Below are 18,919 nucleotides of genomic sequence, written 5' to 3'. Positions count from 1 at the left end.
CGCTAACGCCCTTTGAACACACCGGCCTTGCCCAACCAGGGATTGAATTTCTCCAACAACCAGGCTTTGGCGAATTCGTCGTTTTTGACGAGCAAATCCAAAAAAGCGGTGCTCGCGCTTTGCACTGCCGCAACTTGTTTGTACGCGCGTTCTATCCGCATTTTTTCCAGGTCTTCGCCGCGCAAGCCGTAGCCGGGGCCGCCGCCCATCGGCGGTCCGCCGCCTCCGCCCATGCCGCCCCCACCGCCGCCGACGCGATTGACCGGATTCAGCAATAACCGACCGCCTGGCCCACCGCCACCCATCCCCATTTCGGGTCCGCCGCCCGAACCGCCGCGCTGGCCCCGGCCAGTTCCTATGCCGGCGCCGGCCAGCAATTGATGGCTGGCTTCCGTCAGCATCAACAAGTACTTGCCGCCCGGCCGCGCGTGCTCCCACACCGACAGCCGAGCACCGGCCGCGCCAATGGCATAGGAGTCGTCATCCTCGCTGCCGGTGACTGCCAGCAGGGGCAAGGCAATTGGTTGAAAACGGCTACGGACATTGCCGGTCGCCAAATCCACCGAAGGACTCAAGAGTATCCCGGCCACGGGCCGCAACTCTTGCCGCCCCGGCAACTCAACGCCGAAATTTTCGCCGAGTACCGCGCTGACGGTTTGCGCGCCCAAATCGTATCCGGCCAACACCAGTTTATCGACGTCGGCGGCCGCGTAAAGACGCTGTCCCAAACCGGCCCGGGTCCGTAACTGCTGGTAAGCCCAGGCCAAGTCGGCGACTCGACCGGGCAAATGCTCGACGGAAAAATATTCGTGGCCGAGATAACGCAATTCGCTGCTACGGGCGGCTTTGGACGGACGGCGTTTGTCCTCCGGCCGATCGCTGTCGTCCTCGTCGTCGGGCTGGGTACCGTCTTCCGGATCGGGTCCGCCGCCGAACCAGCCGCCGAACATCCCCGCTGCCTCGCCGTCCTCGTCATCCGGCGGGCCCATATCGTTGGCGGTGCCGGGACGCGGTCCACCGCGCGGCCGGTTTAATTCGCGCAAGGCTTGCCCTATCGCCACCGGCTGCATGCAAAATACCGCGTAACCGGCCTTGGCCCAGAATTCGCGCCATAAGCGCCCGCCGCCGGCATCCTCGCCCAAGGCCGGCAGGTACACGATTAGCGGGTAACGACCCGGTGAGGCGGGTACCGTGATCGATACATCCAAATCGCGGCCATCGCGATGCCAGACTTCGCGGCCGGTTTCGATCTCGAAACGTCGCGCCGGCCGGTAGCCGCCGTCCAGCAAAACTTTTTCCAGTTTTTCGGCTTGCTCGACCTGGCTGGGCGGCAACGGCCGCGAACCGCAGGCGACCAGTAACACACACAACAGCAGGCAAACCGCGATTCGTAAACCGGTCGCGGAGGGTTCGAACCAGCCTATCGACCGGCGTGAATTTGGTTTCATCGCAGCGAATTTCCTATTCATTTGATAGCAACATACAACAGCCAAAATTTAAATACGGGTAAACGACAGTATGCCGACGGCATCGGTAAATCCCAGTCAATATAATGTAAATTCGGGTAAAAAGCCGCGCGCAGGCTCGGTGTCTCCTGTCGAGCGGAGTCCAAGCGCGAGCCACAAGCCGGCGCAAATGCTTTATCATTGCCCCGCCCGGTTCGGCCAACCCCGACAATAATAACGATGAACTCAGCGCCTCAAACCACCCGCCCCAACCTCATTTCGCCGGTTATCGCGTTCGCCGCGACGCTATTCATCAGCGCATTGCTGATGTTCGTGCTGCAGCCGATGTTCGGCAAACTCTTGTTGCCCTTGCTCGGCGGCACGCCTGCGGTGTGGAACACCTGCATGGTGTTTTACCAAACCCTGCTGTTCTGCGGCTACCTCTACGCGCATTGGCTGACGGCCCGGCAAGGCGCGCAGCGTCAGATTCAGATCCATACCGCCTTAATGATCTTCAGCGTGTTCGCGCTGCCGGTGGCGCTGCCGGACAACCCCAGCCCGCCAACCGCCGGCAATCCGGCCTGGTGGTTGGTCTGGACCTTGTTTCTGGCGATCGGCCTGCCGTTTTTCGTGATCTCGGCGACCGCGCCGTTGCTGCAAAGTTGGTTTTCCCGCTGCGGCCATCGCAGCAGCGGCGATCCGTATTATCTGTACGCCGCCAGCAACGCCGGCAGTTTGCTGGCCTTGCTGAGCTATCCGTTTTTAATCGAACCCAACATCGGCCTGGCGAACCAGCGTCTAGTCTGGAGCGGCGGCTATCTGCTGCTGTGCGCCTGCATCCTGTTCTGCGCCGCCGGCTATTGGCGCAACCAATCCGAAGACCAACTGGAAGCGCCCAGTATCGACGAAACCCTGACGCCGCCGAGCCGCTGGCAACAACTGCATTGGGCCGCGCTGGCCTTGGTACCTTCCAGCCTGTTACTGGGCCTGACCCAGTTTATCAGCACCGACATCGCCGCGGTGCCGTTGCTGTGGATCGTCCCGCTAACCCTGTATTTGCTGTCGTTCATCCTGGTGTTCGGCAGCTGGGCGGAGCGCATCCGGCCGTGGATGTTGGCCGCGCAACCGGCGGCGTTGACGGTGTTCATCGCCTATTCCTTTATCAATCCAGCCACGCTGCCGTATTGGCTGGATTTGATTCTGCACCTGATCGCATTTTTCCTGGCGGTAATGATCTGCCACGGCGAATTGGCGCGCAGCCGGCCGCACCCCCAATTCCTGACACGGTTTTATCTGGTGATGTCCTTCGCCGGCATGCTGGGCGGCTTGTTCAACACCTTCGTCGCGCCGTTTTTGTTCGATGCGGTTTACGAATACCCGATCATGATCGTCGCGGCGCTACTATTGCGGCCCGGCTTGTTGAACGGCCGCTGGCCCTTGCAACTGCTGTTCCCCGCACTGATTCTGGTTGCCGGGCTGGCCGTCTATTTTTCGACCGAGCAATTGTTCGACTATCTGGACCTGATCGGCGGCGCGCTGATTCTGCTGGCCGGCATCAGTTACGCGTTGCGCCACAGCCCGTTGGCGCTGGGCACGCTGACGGCGGTACTGCTGCTGTTCACGCTGGGCCTGCACGGCATGGCATCGAACGTGTTGTATCAGGAACGGACGTTTTTCGGCGTGCTGTCGGTGCGCGATACCGTGATCCCCGACGAAAACCAAAAGCCGGAAAAAGTCCGCGAACTTTACCACGGCACCACCAAACACGGCGCCGAACGCTTGATTCCGGCGCAAATTACCACGCCGCTGACCTACTACAGCCGGCCCGGCCCGATCGGCCAGGTGTTCGCAGAATTCGACGCCGAAAATCCGCGCTGGCGGATCGGCGCGGTCGGCCTGGGCGCCGGCGCGCTGGCCTGCTACGCCAAGGAAGGCCAAAGTTGGTCGTTCTACGAAATCGACCCGCTGGTGGTTTCGGTCGCGCAAGACCCGACCTGGTTTCATTACTTGGAACGTTGCGCCAAGCAGGCGGCGATGGTTGTCGGCGACGCCCGTTTGTCGCTGGCCAAGGAAGCCGACGCCAGCTTCGACCTGCTGATCATGGACGCCTTCAGTTCCGACGCGGTACCTACCCACTTGCTGACCCGCGAGGCTTTGCAGCTATACTTCAGCAAGCTGAAGGACGACGGTTTGCTGGCATTTCACATCACCAACCGTCATTTGGCCCTGAAGAAAGTCCTGGCCGATCACGTCAACCAACTGCATCTGGCCGGCCTGCTCCAGGAATTTCAGCCGGAAACCGATGTCCCTTTGGTGATTGCCACCGACTGGGTGGTGATCGCGAAACATCCCGAGCGCTTGGCAAAACTGCAACAAAGCCGGCTCGGGCATTGGCAGAAATTGCCGCTATCGTTCGGCTTGCAACCCTGGACCGACGACTTCACTCATATCATTGGCATTTGGAAATAGGAAAACGCATGCTTATCACGGAACTGGCCAGTCGTTGCGACGCACAAGCGCAAGGTGGCGACGCAACCCAATCCATCCATTCCGCCGCCGACATCATGTCGGCTCAAGCTCACCAAGTCACCGTCCTCAGCGACGGCAAATACAAGAAACATTTAAAGGACACCCAGGCCTCGGCCTGCTTCATCGCCGAAGCCCTGGTCGACGCCGAAATGCCGGCCGGCCTGACCCTGTTGGTTTGCCAGGACCCGGAAATCAGCTTTCTGAACGCCGTCAAGCTGCTGCATCCCGAGCCGGTATTCAAACGCCAGGTGTCCGAACACGCCGTGCTGGCCGACACCGCGACCCTGGGTTACAACGTTCATGTCGGTCCGTTCGCGACGATAGGCCAAAACAGCAGCGTCGGCGACAGCAGTACCGTCGAAGCCGGCGCCCGCATCGGCAATCACGTGGCGATCGGCAAACACTGCCATATCCACCCCAACGCGGTGATTTACGACAACAGCGTCATCGGCAATCACGTGATTATTCACGCCGGCGCGGTGATCGGCGCCGACGGATTCGGCTATAAATTCCGCGACAACCAACACGTCAAGGTGCCTCATGTAGGTCACGTCGAAATCGAGGACCACGTCGAAATCGGCGCCAACACCTGTATCGACCGGGGCGCCTTGGGTCCGACCCGAATCGGCGCCGGCAGCAAAATCGACAACTTGGTCCAGCTCGGCCATAACAACATCGTCGGCCGCAACGTCATCATCTGCGGACAATCCGGCATTTCCGGTTCCTGCACGATAGAAGACGGCGCGATCCTGGCCGGCAGCACCGGCGTCGCCGATCACGTCAAAATCGGCGCCCGCGCCGTCGTGATGGCCCGCAGCGGCATCTCCGGCGACATCGAGCCTGGCGCCCAAGTATTCGGCAGTCCGGCCAAGGATCGCAAGGTCGCCTGGAAGGAATTGGCGGCCCTGGCCAAACTGCCGGAATTGCTGCAAAAATTCAAAGCGCTGGAAGCCCGAGTCCATAAGCTGGAAGAATAATCCGGCCCCGGAACTTGACGGCCGGTTTTCGCGTCACCCCGTTTTTCGACCATCGCAAAGGCAGAACCATGAACGACAAACAACGCGTCGCCCAACATGCTGCTCAACACGTGCAAAACGGCATGATCGTCGGCCTGGGCACCGGCTCCACCGCCAATCTGTTCATCGAAGAACTGGCGCGGCGCCGCACCCAGGAAGGCCTGAAATTCAGCGCCGTGGCCAGTTCGACGGTCAGCACGATCAAGGCCCGTCAACTCGATTTGCCGCTGATCGCGATCGACCATCTGGAACACCTGGACTTGTACGTGGACGGTGCCGACGAAGTCGCCCCCGATCTGACGCTATTGAAAGGCCGCGGTTACGATTTGGTACGCGAAAAGTTGCTGGCCAAGGCCTGCGATTCGTTTCTGGTATTGATCGACGCCAGCAAGCGCGTCAAACGCATCGGCGAGAACTTTCCGATTCCAATCGAAGTGATGCCGTTCGCCTGGAAGCTGGTACAACGCAGCGTGGCGGCGATCGGCGGGCACGGTAGCTTGCGGCAAACCGCCAACGGCGACGGCTTGGTCGTCACCTCATACGGCAGCCTGGTGTTGGATGTGGTGTTCGATTCCACGCTGGACGCCAAAACCCTGAACGAACGGCTGAACGGCATTCCCGGTATCGTCGAACACGGCATATTCAACGGCTTGACTGGTGCGGTATTTTGCGGCCACGACGGACAAGTGGACGAACTTTGGGCTTAGCGGCCGGCGTGCTCGGCGCGGCGTAGCCTCGGTCCGCGTCCGGCCGCGGCACTTAGTCCCAGCAATTTTGTGGTAGAAGCTCGTCCGGCGCTTGGTCCATAATCGCCGCCAGCCGCGGGTCGCCGGGATTGGCTTTCCGGCCGGCGCGGCCGGCGTTGGTCCCGATAGCCGGACCAATCCAATCCGCCAGTTCGAATTCGCCCCGTACAACAGGAGAAAACCCATGTCGCAATTATTAGAAAAAAACCAGGAAGCGCCGTTTTTCCGTGCCGTAAATCAAGACAATAAAATGATCTATCTGTCGGATTACCAGGGCGAAAAGACTGTGGTGCTGTATTTTTACCCCAAGGACGATACGCCGGGCTGCACGATAGAAGCCAACGACTTCACCGCGCTTGCCGCCGAGTTTGCGGCGGCTAATACCGTCATCGTCGGCGTCAGCAAGGACGACTGCGAGAGCCACCGGGCCTTCATCGCCAAATACGGGCTGAACGTGCAATTATTGGCCGATACCGACGGTGCGCTGTGCGACAGTTACGGTACCTGGCAGGAAGTCGAAAAAGACGGCGTCAAGAAGTGGAAGATCGTCCGCTCGACCTTCATTATCGGCAAGGACGGCAAGTTGCTCGAAGCCATGTACGGCGTTAGCCCGGATGGACACGCGCAAGCGGTACTGGATATTGTCAAAAGCCTGCCCGTCTGAGATACATCTTGGAACCATCGCCGGCCATTTTCTGCCCCAAAAAAGCCGGGGTTCCCCGGCTTTTTTACGAACTAGCAGCGAACTCAATGTAGCGTGACGACTTGCTTTACCACGTCAGCCACCGTTTTGATACGGCTGAAGTCCAGATGAAGTTCGTTAAACATTTCCATGACCGAGCTATCCAGCTTATCCCGCAAGTCGGTATCCATACCCAGATCGTTTTGTAGCTCGCTATCCAAAGAAACGTCGTCCACATCCAAATCGAAGGTATCCGCGATGACCAGCTGTACGGCCATCGACATCATGTTTTGCAGGCTTTCCGCTTCGTTGCCACCGAATTTTCCACACATCAGCGTCACCTCTTTGTCGTTAACGATGGCGTTAGTTTGGCTAAAACCCCACCCAAAAACCGTTAACGACTACCAATTCGGAGCGCCGCTTCGGCCACGGTGTTGTAGCGCCCTTGGCCGACCTCTTGACTTGGCGCCTGCGTTAACGCGCCAGTCCGCACGCCCCCGCCGTACCGCAACTGGATCCCTGGAACGGCAAGTTCCAAAAAACCTCTTCTCCGACTATCCATTCGGTTACGGCGGCTGGAATGCGCAGCGAGTTATACTGGAATTCGCCTTAGCCTATAAACAGACTTACGGCCCAAAATTTCAAGGTCTTTTACGACAGCCGTCGCCCTCTCGATAGCTGTATCGAGCTTCGTCGGCGGCGATACGATAAAATTCGCTTGTAAGCCATCACAGACACACGAAATCGCTCCATGCCCAGCCCAGCCATGCCTATTCGTATCGCCCACTCCAGCGCCGCCGACCCGACAACGGCGGTCAACGAGTTATATGCCGGTCTGGTTCAGGAGCGGCTGGCCGCCGTGGTATTTTTTTGCTCGGCCGATTCCGATCTAACGGCGCTGGCCTCCGCGTTGTCGTTGGCGTTTAAGGACCTGCCGGTCGTCGGTTGCACGACGGCCGGCGAAATCGGGCCGGCCGGACTTTGCGAACGCAGTCTGGTCGGCGTCGGCTTCTCTGCATCGGTGTGCAGCGCCGTCGGCGGCCTGCTCGGCGACTTACGGAGTCTGTCCGCCGAGCAAACCAAGGACTTCGCCCAATCTCGGTTGAACGCGCTATTGGATTTGGCACCGTACGCCTGTTCGTCCAACAGTTTCGGTTTTTTATTGATAGACGGTCTGTCTTTGAAAGAAGAACCGGTCGCCCTGGACATTCAACGGATGCTCGGCAACATTCCGCTGGTCGGCGGTTCGGCCGGCGACGGTTTGAGGTTTCAGGATACGTGGGTTTATTGGGGAGGTGCGTTCCACCCGAACCACGCGGTCATGCTGTTAATCAGCACCACGCTGCCGGTGTACGCTTACCGGACTCAACACTTCTTACCGTCCGAGCACAGGATGGTGGTCACCGCCGCCGACATCGGCCGACGCACCGTCCACGAAATCAACGGTCTGCCAGCCGCCGAGGAGTACGCGCGACTGATCGGCTATCCGCTGGACCAACTCACGCCGGCGTTGTTCGCCGCGTATCCGGTCGTCGTCAAGATCGACGGCAGTTATTACGTGCGCGGTCTGCAACGCGCTCACCCGGACGGCAGCTTGACCTTTTACTGCGCGATCGAGGAAGGCTTGGTGTTGCGCATCGCTCAAGGCGAAAACTTGCTGGAAAATTTGGCGGCGGCCTTCGGTCGCGTCCGTCAAGTCATTGGCCAGCCGCTGGTGACGCTCGGCTGCGATTGCATCCTGCGAAAACTGGAAGTTGCCGCCGCCGATCAGCTCGATGACTTGAACCGCTTGATGACCGACAACCGCGTGGTCGGCTTTCACACCTACGGCGAACAGTTTCGCGGCATCCACATCAACCAAACCTTCGCGGCCGTGGCGATCGGCGCTCCGGCTACGGCATCCGAACATGACTGACCCAAACGCCAATCCCAGCCTCCCGGCTTTGCAGGCTGAAATCGCCCGCTTGAACAAAGTCGTCCAAGTCTTGATGGACCGTGTCGAACACAGCGGCGATTTGGGAAACTCCTATTTCGATCAAGTCCAGGCAACGGTGATGCTGGAAGACTTGGTGCGGCGCCGCACTCAGGAATTGGAAGCGGCGCTGGCAGAAAACCGGGCCATCAACCGCGCGCTGAGCGAAGCGGAACAAAAATTTCACTGCGTGCTCGATCAATCCTTGGTCGGCATTTCAATGACGATCGACCAACGCTTTCACTACGCCAACCCGAAATTCGCCGAAATTCTGGGCTATAGCGTCGAGGAAATTCTGAAACTCGGTCCGGCCGACATTACCCCGGCCGAAGACTTGCCCCAGGTTTTGGACGTGATTCGCCGCGCATTGAACGGGGAATTCCAGCAACTGACCTTTACGACTCGGGCCGTGCGCAAGGATGGTCGGATCATCAACGTCGAAATGTCGGGGAAGGCGCCTCTGGATATTGGCGGCCGTCCGGCGCTGATCGCGGTTTGGGCGGACATTACCGAGCGGCTCGGAGCGGAGCGGGAAATCGAGGCCTTGCAAACGCGGCTGCGCGACCAAGCCCTACACGATGCGCTGACCGGGCTTTACAATCGTTTGTTTTTAGCCGAAAACCTGGACCGGACCATCGCGCTGGCCGCCCGGCACGGCTATCCGGTCAGCGCGGTGATTGCCGATCTGGATTTTTTCAAATCGGTCAACGACCGTTACGGCCATCCCGGCGGCGATGCCGCGTTAAAACATCTGGCCGATCTGATGCGGCAACACGCCAGATCTAGCGACATCATCTGCCGTTACGGCGGCGAAGAGTTTTTATTGTTGATGCCCGACACGCCCGTCGAAGTGGCCCGCGAGCGCGCCGAGTACCTGAGACAATGCCTGGCCGAGCAACGCGTGGCCTGGAAAAGCACGCCGATAGCGCTGACCGCCTCCTTCGGTGTCGCCAGCTATCCCGAGGATGCCCAATCCGGCGGCGAATTGATCGAGGCGGCCGACAGCGCGCTATACGCATCCAAAGCCAACGGCCGCAATCGCGTCACGCGCTTCGGCCAGTCCTGGGAACCTGCTCCGATCTAGGCGCACGCCATTCAATTCGGCCCGCGCCGTCGCCGGCTGCAATCCAGCTGCTTCACTGTTCTCGTCGAGCCAGGGCCGTTAACGCGCCCTCATGGCTCGCGATCACATTCTCCGGTAGCGGTTTGCTCTAGCCATTCGGTGCCTGCCGCATCCGCGAAGTTGCTCGGTTCGCCCGGCGCTTTTTCGAATATCGCCGTCAGACCGTCGGCCGGCATCGGCTTGGCGAAGTGGTAACCTTGACCGAAATCGCAGCCGATTTTTTGCAACAACGCCAGCTGCTCGCCGGTTTCTATGCCTTCCGCGACCACCAGTATCCCCAATTTATGCGCCATCGCAACGATGGCCTCGCAAACCGCCATGTCGCTGGCATTCACGGGCAAAGTTCGGACGAAGGCTTGATCGATCTTGATATAGTCGATGTCGAATTTCTTCAAATAGGTCAAGGACGAGTAGCCGGTACCGAAATCGTCCAAGGCCACCTGAATGCCGGCGGCATGAAACGCTTGCAGCTGTTCGCGCACGATATCGTTGGCGTCGAGCAAAAGGCTTTCGGTGATTTCGACGACCATCGCCGCGCCGCTAATGCCCATCCGCGCTAAATCTTCCGGCCAGCGCTTGTAATCGTAACGGGCACTGAGAAACTGAACCGGCGATTTGTTGATGCTGACTTGAAACTCGGGATGGTAAAGTCTTCGCCAGATCGCCGCTTGTTGCAGCACGGTGTCGAACACCCATTCGCCAATGTCCACAATCAAGCCGGTTTCCTCGGCCAGCGGGATGAATTCGGCCGGGCTCACCATCCCCAACGCCGGATGACGCCAGCGCAACAAGGCTTCCGCCTTGACGATTTTTAGCGTCGCCATATCGACGATAGGTTGGTAGTAAACCTCGAATTGGTCTTTGCGCAAGGCCGCGTGCAATTCGCTCAATAAGCGCAAGCGTACTTGGGCGCGTTGCTGCAATTCGCTGGTGAAATAACTGAAACGGTCCCGGCCGCACTTTTTGGCTTCGTAAAGCGCCTGATCGGCATTTTTCAACAACTCGTCGCTTTTCCTGGCATCGTCCGGATAAAACGCGATCCCGATACTGGCCGACAAATAGACGGTGTCGTCGCCCAAACGAAACGGTTCGGCCAGACCGCGTAACACGATCCGGGCAATCGCCTCGACCTCCGGTTTTTCCTTCATACCGCCAATGATCACGGTAAATTCGTCGCCACCGATGCGGGACAGCGTCAACGCCTCGGGCAAGGCTTGCCGCAGGCGCCGCGCGGCTTCCCGCAACAAAATATCGCCCATGAAATGGCCCAGCGTGTCGTTGACGTCCTTAAACCGGTCCAAATCGATAAACAACAAGGCCATCCGCAAACCCGATTTGGCGGCCGCCGCCGACTCTTGCGCCAATTTGCTCAAAAACAGACTGCGGTTAGGCAATTCGGTCAACGGGTCCAAATGGGCTTGTTTCCAGATCACGTCGAGCGCCCGGACCCGTTCGGTGATGTCGGACAATATGACGACCTGATGCCCGGCCAGATCCGCGCTCAATGCCACCAAATTGACTAACACGATTTTTTTAGCGCCGTTTTTGCAGACGACGTCCAGTTCCATCGACGGAAACCCGTGACCGCCACTCAGAACCAACTGGGCGCGTTCTTCCCAATCGCTCCGGACCATCCGCCGGTATTCGGCATCCGGAAACGCCTTCCGCCACCAATCTTCCCATTCCAGCAACTCAGTTCGGCTGTAACCGAAGGTTTCGACGAAAGCCGGGTTCAAGTAAGCAATATGGTTCCGACCGTCGTATAACAAATATGCAATCGGCGATGCATCGATGATGGCGTGGAACTTGGCTTCGCTGGCCGCCAGGGCTTGCTTGGATTGATAAAGACGGTGGTAGGGAATTTCGACGCAATTCATGAAAACCGCGCGATAAATCATGCCGTAGGCAACGGTTTTATAGAGGTGGCCGAATAAGTTGAAGATGTCGGTCACGTCGGCATACAGCGTGAAGAAAATTTCGCTGAGCGCCATCACCACGGCCGCGCCGGCCAAGCCCTGCACGTCGTAACTCTGCGGATATAGGCCGCGCCGGTACAAACCCAAGGCCAGCGCCAGATAAACCGCTATCAAACCGTATTCGCTGATCCGCTTGAACCCGGTCAGGCCGACGCCAGGCACGAAGGTTTCCGGTACCCAATCGGCGTGGAACAGCACCACCCAAGCTGCCCCGGCCACCGCGGCGAGCACGCCGGCCAACATCCACCAACGCCCGTTGGTTCGTTGTAAGTCCCAATTCGGTAAAACGGTGACCGAGCATAAGGCCAGCGCGGCCAAGCCGCGCGCCGCCAGCCAAAAATCGATCGCCTTTTGCGGATCGCTCGGCGTCACAAAATCGGGCATGCCCTGATACGACAAGGTATGCAGCACGTCCAACAGCGCGACACCGGCAAAACAACACGCCAGCAACATCAAATTGCCGGAGCGCTCGCGCTGGTAAACGCTCCAGCCGACCGCGAACACCAGCGCCGACACGACGATGGCTAAGGTTTCCAACAGCGTATGCAGCGGCGCGTAATTGGCGATTCCCTTCCAGCCATCCGGCAACGGCGCCAACGCGACGACGATTTGCAAAGCCAATAAAATCGCCAAATAGCGCAGCATCAACAGGGTACGGCTTTTTGGGCTTCTATTCGGACAAAACATGCAATAAAACGGTTGGAGAAATAAATGGGCGCGATTTGCCGGTTTACATAAGCTTAGCCTTTAGCGTCGATTTCCCCAACCACTCTATGCTTTTAAAGTCGCCGGCCCGACATGGGTGCCTCGGGCCGGCAGTCGCCGCTCAACTGGACAACGCCGGCGTAAACGCCCGGAAATCCGCATCTACCGAAACGTTTTCCCGCCGCGACTCGGCTCTCGGCTCTCGGCTCTCGGCTCTCGGCTCTCGGCTCGAGCATACCGGCCAATCCCGATCGCCCCCTAACCCGATTTGCCGACTTGAATCCGTTCATAAAAAACCACTATACTGCTTATAAAAGCAGTGTATATAAAAACAGCATGAAACCATTAACCGACCGCCAGCAAACCATCCTCGACTTCATCGAGCGCCGCCTCGGCGAGGACGGCTTTCCGCCGACCATCGCCGAGATCGCCGCCGCGTTCGGCGTGCGCTCGACCAATAGCATCCGCGGCCACTTACAGGCCCTGGCGCGCAAGGGCGCGATCGAACTGGTGCCGTCGGCGTCGCGCGGCATTCGTTTGTTAAAACCTGCCGCCGAAGCCGGCCTGCCGCTGGTGGGCAGAGTCGCCGCCGGTAAACCGATACTGGCCGAGGAGCATATCGAAGACTATTGCCGGCTCGGCCCGGAGCTGTTTCGCGACCGCGCCGACTACCTGTTGCGGGTGCATGGCATGAGCATGCGCGACGCCGGCATCCTCGACGGCGACCTGCTGGCGGTGCGGCGGACGCCGACTGCCGACAACGGCCAAATCGTCGTCGCCCGCATCGGCGACGAAGCCACCGTCAAACGCCTGCGCCTGGACGGCAATAAAGCCTTTTTGGAGCCGGCCAACCCCGACTTCGCGGTACTGACCGTCGATCTGGAACGCGACACGCTGAGCATCGAAGGCGTGGTCGTCGGCGTGATCCGCCGCGACTTGCCATGAAGCCGGTACTGGAACAACTACTGCGCGGCCAAGACCAAATCTGGCGCGGCCTGCAAACCGACTTGGCCAACGGCATCGCCACCGGTTTTGCCGAATTGGACGCGCTGCTGCCCGGCGGCGGCTGGCCGAGCGGCGCGTTAATGCATTGGCAGCTACCCCAGGTCGGCGTCGGCGAATTGCCGTTGCTGCTGCCGGCGATGGCGGCCTTGAGCCGGCAAGGCCAGCGTATCGTCTGGTTGGCGCCGCCCTACCAAGCTTACGCACCGGGCTTGCAGCAGGCCGGCGTCGAGCTCGGGCAATTGCTGGTCGTCACCTGCCCCGAAGCCGCCGATCTGCCGTGGGCCTTGGAAGTCCTACTCCGTAGCGGCGGCTGCGGCATGGCCTTGGCCTGGCCCAAACGGCCGCTGGCCGCGCACCAAACCCGCCGCTTACAATTAGCCGCCGAGGCCGGTAACGCGCTGGCGGTGCTGTTCGCGGTCGGTCACGCCGCGCAAGCCCGCCACGCCGCATTGCAACTGGCCTTGCGGCGCGAAAGCGGCGGCTTGCGACTGCGGATAACCAAGGCGCGCGGCAGTCTGCGCCAACTGGATTTGCTGTTGGCAATCTGATGGCCGCCACCGCCCGCGCCCTAGCGCCCAGATATTTACCGCCCCGGCACAGCGAAGTCGCGCCCGCCGCCCATCGACCCAAACTCTGGGTGTGCGCCTATTTCCCCGATCTGGCCTTGACTGCCGCCGGTCTGGATTCAAGACTAGCTTGCGCGCTGCAGGAAACCGTCAAGGGCCGGCCCTCGCTGTACGCGGTTTCGCAAGCGGCCCGGCTAGCCGGCGTCGAACCCAGCATGACGCCCGCCGCCGCGCTGGCGCTCTGCCCCGGTTTGCAGATACAAAACCGCGACCCGCAATTGGAGCACATCGCGCTAGACCTTCTGGCCGACGCCGGGTTGGACTTTAGCCCGTGGATCAGCCGCGACCTGCCGCAAGCCTTGCTGCTGGAAGTGTCGAGCTGTTTGCGTTTGTTCGGCGGCGCCGAATCACTAAGCGAACAACTGCGCCAAACCCTGGCCGGCACCGGCCATCGCGCGCAACTGGCCTTGGCGCCGTCGCCGGCCGCCGCCGAAGTGCTAGCGCGTTTGGGACTGGAAAGCCTGGTGACGCAAGCGGCCGGCCTGCGCTCCCTGCTCGGCCCGTTGCCGCTGGCGGCGGCGGGATTCGATGACAAACTGTTGCAACGTCTGGCGCGGACCGGCGTGCAAACCCTGGCCGATGTCTGGCGCTTGCCGCGCGATGGCTTGGCTCGGCGTTACGGCCCCGAACTGCTCGGCCGACTCGACGCACTGGCCGGCCGCGATTCGCGGGTGTTGCGGCAATTCCACCGCCCGCCGCGTTTTGCCGCCGGCCGCGAACTGCCGACCGAACTGGACAAACTCGATCACTTCTTCCCGGCGGTCGAACAACTGCTCGAGCAACTGGCCGAGTTTCTGCGCCGGCGCGACGCCGCCGTCCAGGCCGTCGAACTGCGCTTGCAGCATTACCGGCGTCCGGCCACGCCGGTCGAATTAAGCTTGCGCCACGCCAGCCGCGACCCGCTGCATTGCGCCCGCTTGCTGTGGGAAAAACTGGAACGCACGCCGCTGCCGGCGCCGGTATTGGCGGTCAAATTGTTCAGCGAAGCCGTCGTGCCGTTCCAGCCGCGCTGCTTTAGTTTGTTCGACGACGAAATCCGCGAACAGGACTGGCAAAGCGCGCTGGAGCAATTGCAAAGCCGGCTCGGCCATCAAGCCTTGCAATATCCGCGAGCCGCCGCCGAACATCGGCCGGAACGCGCCGGCCTGCTTGGCCTAGAACCGGCAGCCGAGCAAGCCGAACTGCCGCCGCGCCCGCTGTGGCTATTGAGCAGCCCCAAGCCGCTAAATCCGGCCGAGCTACATTTCGCGCCGGACCGCGAACGCCTCGCATCGGGCTGGTGGGACGGCGCTCCAGTGCAACGCGATTACCGCATCGCCCACGACCGCGCCGGCCGCAAATTATGGGTGTTTCAAGACTTGAAGCCGAACGGCGGTTGGTATTGTCATGGCCTGTTCGGCTGATGCACCGGGCTTTGCCGAGCTGCATTGTTTGTCCAATTTCAGTTTTTTGCGCGGCGCCTCGCACCCGGAAGAATTGGTCGCCGAAGCCGCCCGCCTGGGTTACCGGGCGCTGGCCTTGACCGACGAATGTTCGCTGGCCGGCATCGTCCGCGCGCATCTGGCGGCCAAAAAGCACGGCATCGATTTGATCGTCGGCAGCGAATTGCGGCTGGACGACGGCTTGAAACTGCTGCTATTAGCAACCGACCGCATCGCTTACGGCAACTTGTCGCATCTGATCAGCGTCGCCCGCCGTCAAGCCGACAAAGGCAGCTACCGGCTGAGCCGCAGCGATTTTCAGCAACACTTTCCGGCCCGCTGTCTGGCGATCTGGCTGCCGGACTTGGCAAACCCGCAATCCGCCGACGGCCGCTGGCTGCAAAGTCTGTTCGGCACCGATCTATGGCTAGGCTCCGGGCTATTTTTGTCCGGTCGCGACCGGGAATGGATCGCCGCCGCCGAAAATTTGGCCGGCGGTTTGGATATTCCCATCGTCGCCTGCAACGACGTCCACATGCACCGCCGTTCCCGGCAACGCTTGCAGGATACCTTGACCGCGATCCGCCTTAGCCGGCCATTGACCGAGCTGGGCTATGCCTTGTTTGCTAACGGCGAGCGCCATCTCAGGCCCTGGCAACGGCTGGCCGAGATTTATCCGCACGCCTGGCTGGACGAAACCGTCAAACTCGCCGCCCGCTGCCGCTTCTCGCTGGACGAACTGCGCTACGAATACCCGCGCGAACTGGTGCCGGACGACCACACGCCGGCCTCGTGGCTCAGGCATTTGACCGAAGCCGGCTTGCAACAACGTTGGCCGCACGGCGAGCCGGCCAAGGTCAGGCAACAAGTCGAGCACGAGTTGGCCTTGATTGCCGATCTGACCTACGAGCCCTACTTTTTGACCGTCCACGACATTGTCGCCTTTGCCAAAAGCCAAAACATTCTTTGCCAAGGTCGCGGCTCGGCGGCGAATTCGGCAGTTTGCTATTGCCTGGGGATTACCGAAGTCGATCCCGGCCGGATGAATCTGCTGTTCGAACGTTTTCTATCGCGGGAACGCAACGAGCCGCCGGACATCGACGTCGATTTCGAGCACGAGCGCCGCGAGGAAGTCATTCAATATATCTACCGCAAATACGGCCGCCACCGTGCCGCGCTGGCCGCGACGGTGATTACCTATCGCAGCCGCAGCGCGGTGCGCGACGTCGGCAAGGCGCTGGGTTTGAACGCCGGCCAACTGGACCGGCTGGCCGGCAACGTCGATCGCTGGGACGGCTATAAGCTGATGCCGGAAGCCTTGCGCGATTGCGGTTTCGATCCCGCCAGCCCGGTGATCCTCCAGTTGAGCGCCTTGGTCGAGCAAATCCGTGGTTTTCCAAGGCATTTGTCGCAGCATGTCGGCGGCTTCGTGATCGCCCGCGACGAGCTGACCCGGCTGGTGCCGGTCGAAAATGCGGCGATGGCCGAGCGGACCGTGATTCAGTGGGAAAAAGACGATCTGGAAGCGATGGGCTTGCTGAAAGTGGACGTGCTGGCCTTGGGCATGCTCAGCGCGATCCGCAAGACTTTGCATTATTTGGCGAAATATTGCCCGCCGCCAAACCCGCATCCTCGTTCGCCAATCGAATTTAGCCACCTCAAGGAAGAAACCGAAAACCGCGCCTGGACCCTGGCCGACATTCCGGCCGAGGACCCGGCGGTGTACGCAATGCTGCAGCGCGCCGACAGCATCGGCGTGTTCCAGGTCGAATCGCGAGCGCAGATGAGCATGCTGCCGCGCCTGAAACCCACCAATTACTATGACTTGGTCATCGAAATCGCCATCGTCCGCCCCGGCCCGATCCAGGGCGAAATGGTCCATCCCTATCTGGCGCGGCGCAACGGCCAAGAAGCCATCGACTATCCCAGCCCGGAAATCAAGCAAGTGCTGGAGCGCACGCTGGGCATCCCGATTTTTCAGGAACAGGTCATGCAAATCGCGATGGTCGCCGCCGGCTTTACCCCCGGCGAGGCCGACGAATTGCGGCGAGCGATGGCAGCCTGGAAGCGCAAGGGCGGCCTGGAGCCTTTCGAGCAGAAATTGCTGGCCGGCATGCGCGAACGCGGCTACCGCGACGACTTCGCCCAGCGCATCTTTCAACAAATCAAAGGCTTCGGCGATTACGGCTTTCCGGAATCGCATTCGGCCAGCTTCGCGTTGCTGGCCTACGTGTCGGCCTGGTTGAAGTGCCATCATCCGGCGGCATTTTGCTGCGCCTTGCTGAACAGCCAGCCGATGGGCTTTTACGCGCCGGCGCAACTGGTACAGGACGCCCGCCGCCACGGCGTCGAGGTGCGGGCTGTCGATGTGCGGCATAGCGCTTGGGATTGCGCACTGGAACACGACCGCCGGCCGTTAAATACCGTTCGCCCTGAGCTTGTCGAAGGACGAAGCACATCAGGTTTCGACAAGCCTGTTATGAACACAACCAAAGAGCGCATCTCGAACGGCATACCAATAAACGATAAAGCCGGACTAATAAATCCGCCGGCGTTAAGACTGGGCTTCAATCAAGTCAAGGGCTTGTCGGCCGCCGCCGCTACGCGGATAGCCACGGCCCGCGCGGAACGCGTTTTCGACAACGTAGCCGATCTGGCCGAACGCGCCAAGCTGGATAAACGCGACCTGGAAGCCCTGGCCGCCGCCGACGCGTTGAAAGCGCTGGCCGGCAATCGTCATCAAGCCTTCTGGGCGGCCGGCGGCATCGAGGCGCCCTTGCCGGTGTTCGGCGTGCCGCGCATCATCGAAGCCACGCCCTTGCTAAAAACCCCGCAGCCGGTACAGGACACGATTGCCGATTACGCCAGCGTCGGCCTGACCTTGCGCGAGCATCCACTGGCATTGCTGAGACAACAGCTAGGCGCGAAAGGGGTCATCACCGCGCAAAGCCTATGGCAGCGCCGCAACGGCAGCATCGCCCAGGTCGCCGGTCTGGTGATTTGCCGGCAGCGGCCGATGACCGCCGCCGGCGTGACCTTCGTAACCCTGGAAGACGAAACCGGCCAAGTCAACTTGATCGTCTGGCCGAAAACCGCGCTGGCTCAGCGCAAACCCTTATTAAAGGCGCGCTTGCTGGGCGTAGCCGGCATCGTCCAGCAACAGGACGGTGTGCTGCATTTGATCGCCGGCAAATTGGAAGATTGGAGCGACTGGATCAGCGAACTGGCGGCCAAATCGAGGGATTTTCACTAAACCTTTGCCGAAAGGCGGACGGCGCGGCGCCGGGCGACGAAGAGGCGTGTTAAAAACACGGAGCACCGCCGGCGAGAAGTCGCCGGCGTCATTTCCGCCAAACCGATTCAGTCCGGCGGCAAAACCGCTTACGGTTTCAGCCAGCCTTGCAAGGCTTCGATCAATTCCAAGGCCTGCTTTTCGCTGGAAATATTGAATTTGGATTTTTGCTGATACTCGCCGTTGCGCTTTTGATAGCGGCGGATGCTGAAGCGGTCGGCGCTGTATTGATTCTTGGCCGGCTCCCAATCCTGATAGCGGTAGAGCACCGTCGCCCAAGCGCCTTTGCTCAATATTTTTTTATCCAGTTCCTTCACGGTTTCGACGCCGCCGTCTTCGTAACGGATGGTCAAATCTTCAACGTTTTCAGCCATAGCCTTC

14 protein-coding genes are annotated in these 18,919 nt (G+C 60.4%); 10 read left to right on the top strand and 4 right to left on the bottom strand.

Annotated elements, in window-relative coordinates; translation table 11 throughout:
- Positions 1 to 2 precede the first annotated feature (2 nt).
- On the bottom strand, positions 3 to 1,448 hold the full coding sequence (locus ACQE3D_RS10235) for a hypothetical protein (protein ID WP_313728059.1): 1,446 nt from the start codon (positions 1,446 to 1,448) through the stop codon (positions 3 to 5).
- A gap of 237 nt (positions 1,449 to 1,685) precedes the next feature.
- Between ACQE3D_RS10235 and ACQE3D_RS10230 the strand changes: the two genes are divergently transcribed.
- The 4 genes from ACQE3D_RS10230 to ACQE3D_RS10215 all read left to right on the top strand — a co-directional run bounded on the left by ACQE3D_RS10230 (position 1,686) and on the right by ACQE3D_RS10215 (position 6,400).
- Positions 1,686 to 3,914 carry a spermidine synthase gene (locus ACQE3D_RS10230; protein WP_313728061.1) on the top strand — a complete coding sequence of 743 codons (2,229 nt, stop codon included), beginning with the start codon at positions 1,686 to 1,688 and terminating at the stop codon, positions 3,912 to 3,914.
- A gap of 8 nt (positions 3,915 to 3,922) precedes the next feature.
- Positions 3,923 to 4,951 (top strand): UDP-3-O-(3-hydroxymyristoyl)glucosamine N-acyltransferase, encoded by a 1,029-nt coding sequence (gene lpxD / locus ACQE3D_RS10225; RefSeq protein ID WP_313728062.1) that lies wholly within the window; start codon positions 3,923 to 3,925, stop codon positions 4,949 to 4,951.
- Between the two features lie 68 nt (positions 4,952 to 5,019).
- A complete protein-coding gene (rpiA, locus tag ACQE3D_RS10220; protein ID WP_064029840.1) occupies positions 5,020 to 5,697 on the top strand; it encodes a ribose-5-phosphate isomerase RpiA in 678 nt (225 codons plus the stop codon).
- A 223-nt stretch (positions 5,698 to 5,920) separates the two neighbouring features.
- A complete protein-coding gene (locus ACQE3D_RS10215; RefSeq protein WP_313728064.1) occupies positions 5,921 to 6,400 on the top strand; it encodes a peroxiredoxin in 480 nt (159 codons plus the stop codon).
- Positions 6,401 to 6,483: 83 nt separating this feature from the next.
- On the opposite strand, the gene ACQE3D_RS10210 is transcribed toward ACQE3D_RS10215, so the two are convergent.
- Positions 6,484 to 6,750 (bottom strand): hypothetical protein, encoded by a 267-nt coding sequence (locus ACQE3D_RS10210; RefSeq protein WP_313728066.1) that lies wholly within the window; start codon positions 6,748 to 6,750, stop codon positions 6,484 to 6,486.
- Positions 6,751 to 7,169: 419 nt separating this feature from the next.
- Between ACQE3D_RS10210 and ACQE3D_RS10205 the strand changes: the two genes are divergently transcribed.
- Both ACQE3D_RS10205 and ACQE3D_RS10200 read left to right on the top strand, forming a co-directional pair.
- Entirely contained in the window at positions 7,170 to 8,333 is a 1,164-nt protein-coding gene (locus ACQE3D_RS10205; RefSeq protein WP_313728067.1) for an FIST N-terminal domain-containing protein, read from the top strand.
- Positions 8,326 to 9,474 carry a GGDEF domain-containing protein gene (locus ACQE3D_RS10200; protein WP_313728068.1) on the top strand — a complete coding sequence of 383 codons (1,149 nt, stop codon included), beginning with the start codon at positions 8,326 to 8,328 and terminating at the stop codon, positions 9,472 to 9,474. Before ACQE3D_RS10205 ends, ACQE3D_RS10200 begins: the two co-directional genes overlap by 8 nt.
- Before the next feature lie 89 nt (positions 9,475 to 9,563).
- On the opposite strand, the gene ACQE3D_RS10195 is transcribed toward ACQE3D_RS10200, so the two are convergent.
- Complete coding sequence (locus tag ACQE3D_RS10195; protein WP_313728070.1) at positions 9,564 to 12,176, bottom strand: bifunctional diguanylate cyclase/phosphodiesterase; 2,613 nt, start codon at positions 12,174 to 12,176, stop codon at positions 9,564 to 9,566.
- A 354-nt stretch (positions 12,177 to 12,530) separates the two neighbouring features.
- Between ACQE3D_RS10195 and lexA the strand changes: the two genes are divergently transcribed.
- Genes lexA through ACQE3D_RS10175 form a run of 4 tightly spaced genes read left to right on the top strand, consistent with a single transcriptional unit; the run spans position 12,531 to position 18,499 of the window.
- Positions 12,531 to 13,139 carry a transcriptional repressor LexA gene (gene lexA / locus ACQE3D_RS10190; protein WP_064029881.1) on the top strand — a complete coding sequence of 203 codons (609 nt, stop codon included), beginning with the start codon at positions 12,531 to 12,533 and terminating at the stop codon, positions 13,137 to 13,139.
- Positions 13,136 to 13,747: a translesion DNA synthesis-associated protein ImuA gene (gene imuA / locus ACQE3D_RS10185; RefSeq protein ID WP_313728071.1), complete on the top strand. Its 612-nt coding sequence runs from the start codon at positions 13,136 to 13,138 to the stop codon at positions 13,745 to 13,747. Before lexA ends, imuA begins: the two co-directional genes overlap by 4 nt.
- Complete coding sequence (locus ACQE3D_RS10180; RefSeq protein ID WP_313728072.1) at positions 13,747 to 15,228, top strand: Y-family DNA polymerase; 1,482 nt, start codon at positions 13,747 to 13,749, stop codon at positions 15,226 to 15,228. The genes imuA and ACQE3D_RS10180 overlap by 1 nt, the downstream gene beginning before the upstream one ends.
- Entirely contained in the window at positions 15,212 to 18,499 is a 3,288-nt protein-coding gene (locus ACQE3D_RS10175; protein ID WP_313728073.1) for an error-prone DNA polymerase, read from the top strand. The genes ACQE3D_RS10180 and ACQE3D_RS10175 overlap by 17 nt, the downstream gene beginning before the upstream one ends.
- 128 nt (positions 18,500 to 18,627) lie before the next feature.
- Here the strand turns inward: ACQE3D_RS10175 and ACQE3D_RS10170 are convergent, their stop codons facing one another.
- Positions 18,628 to 18,912 carry a hypothetical protein gene (locus ACQE3D_RS10170; protein ID WP_064029855.1) on the bottom strand — a complete coding sequence of 95 codons (285 nt, stop codon included), beginning with the start codon at positions 18,910 to 18,912 and terminating at the stop codon, positions 18,628 to 18,630.
- Positions 18,913 to 18,919: the final 7 nt, after the last annotated feature.

Source organism: Methylomonas sp. MS20 (assembly GCF_050275925.1).
Taxonomy (GTDB): domain Bacteria; phylum Pseudomonadota; class Gammaproteobacteria; order Methylococcales; family Methylomonadaceae; genus Methylomonas; species Methylomonas koyamae_A.
The sequence above is the reverse complement of the archived record's forward strand: the minus strand, read 5'-3'. Positions and strand labels throughout refer to the sequence as shown.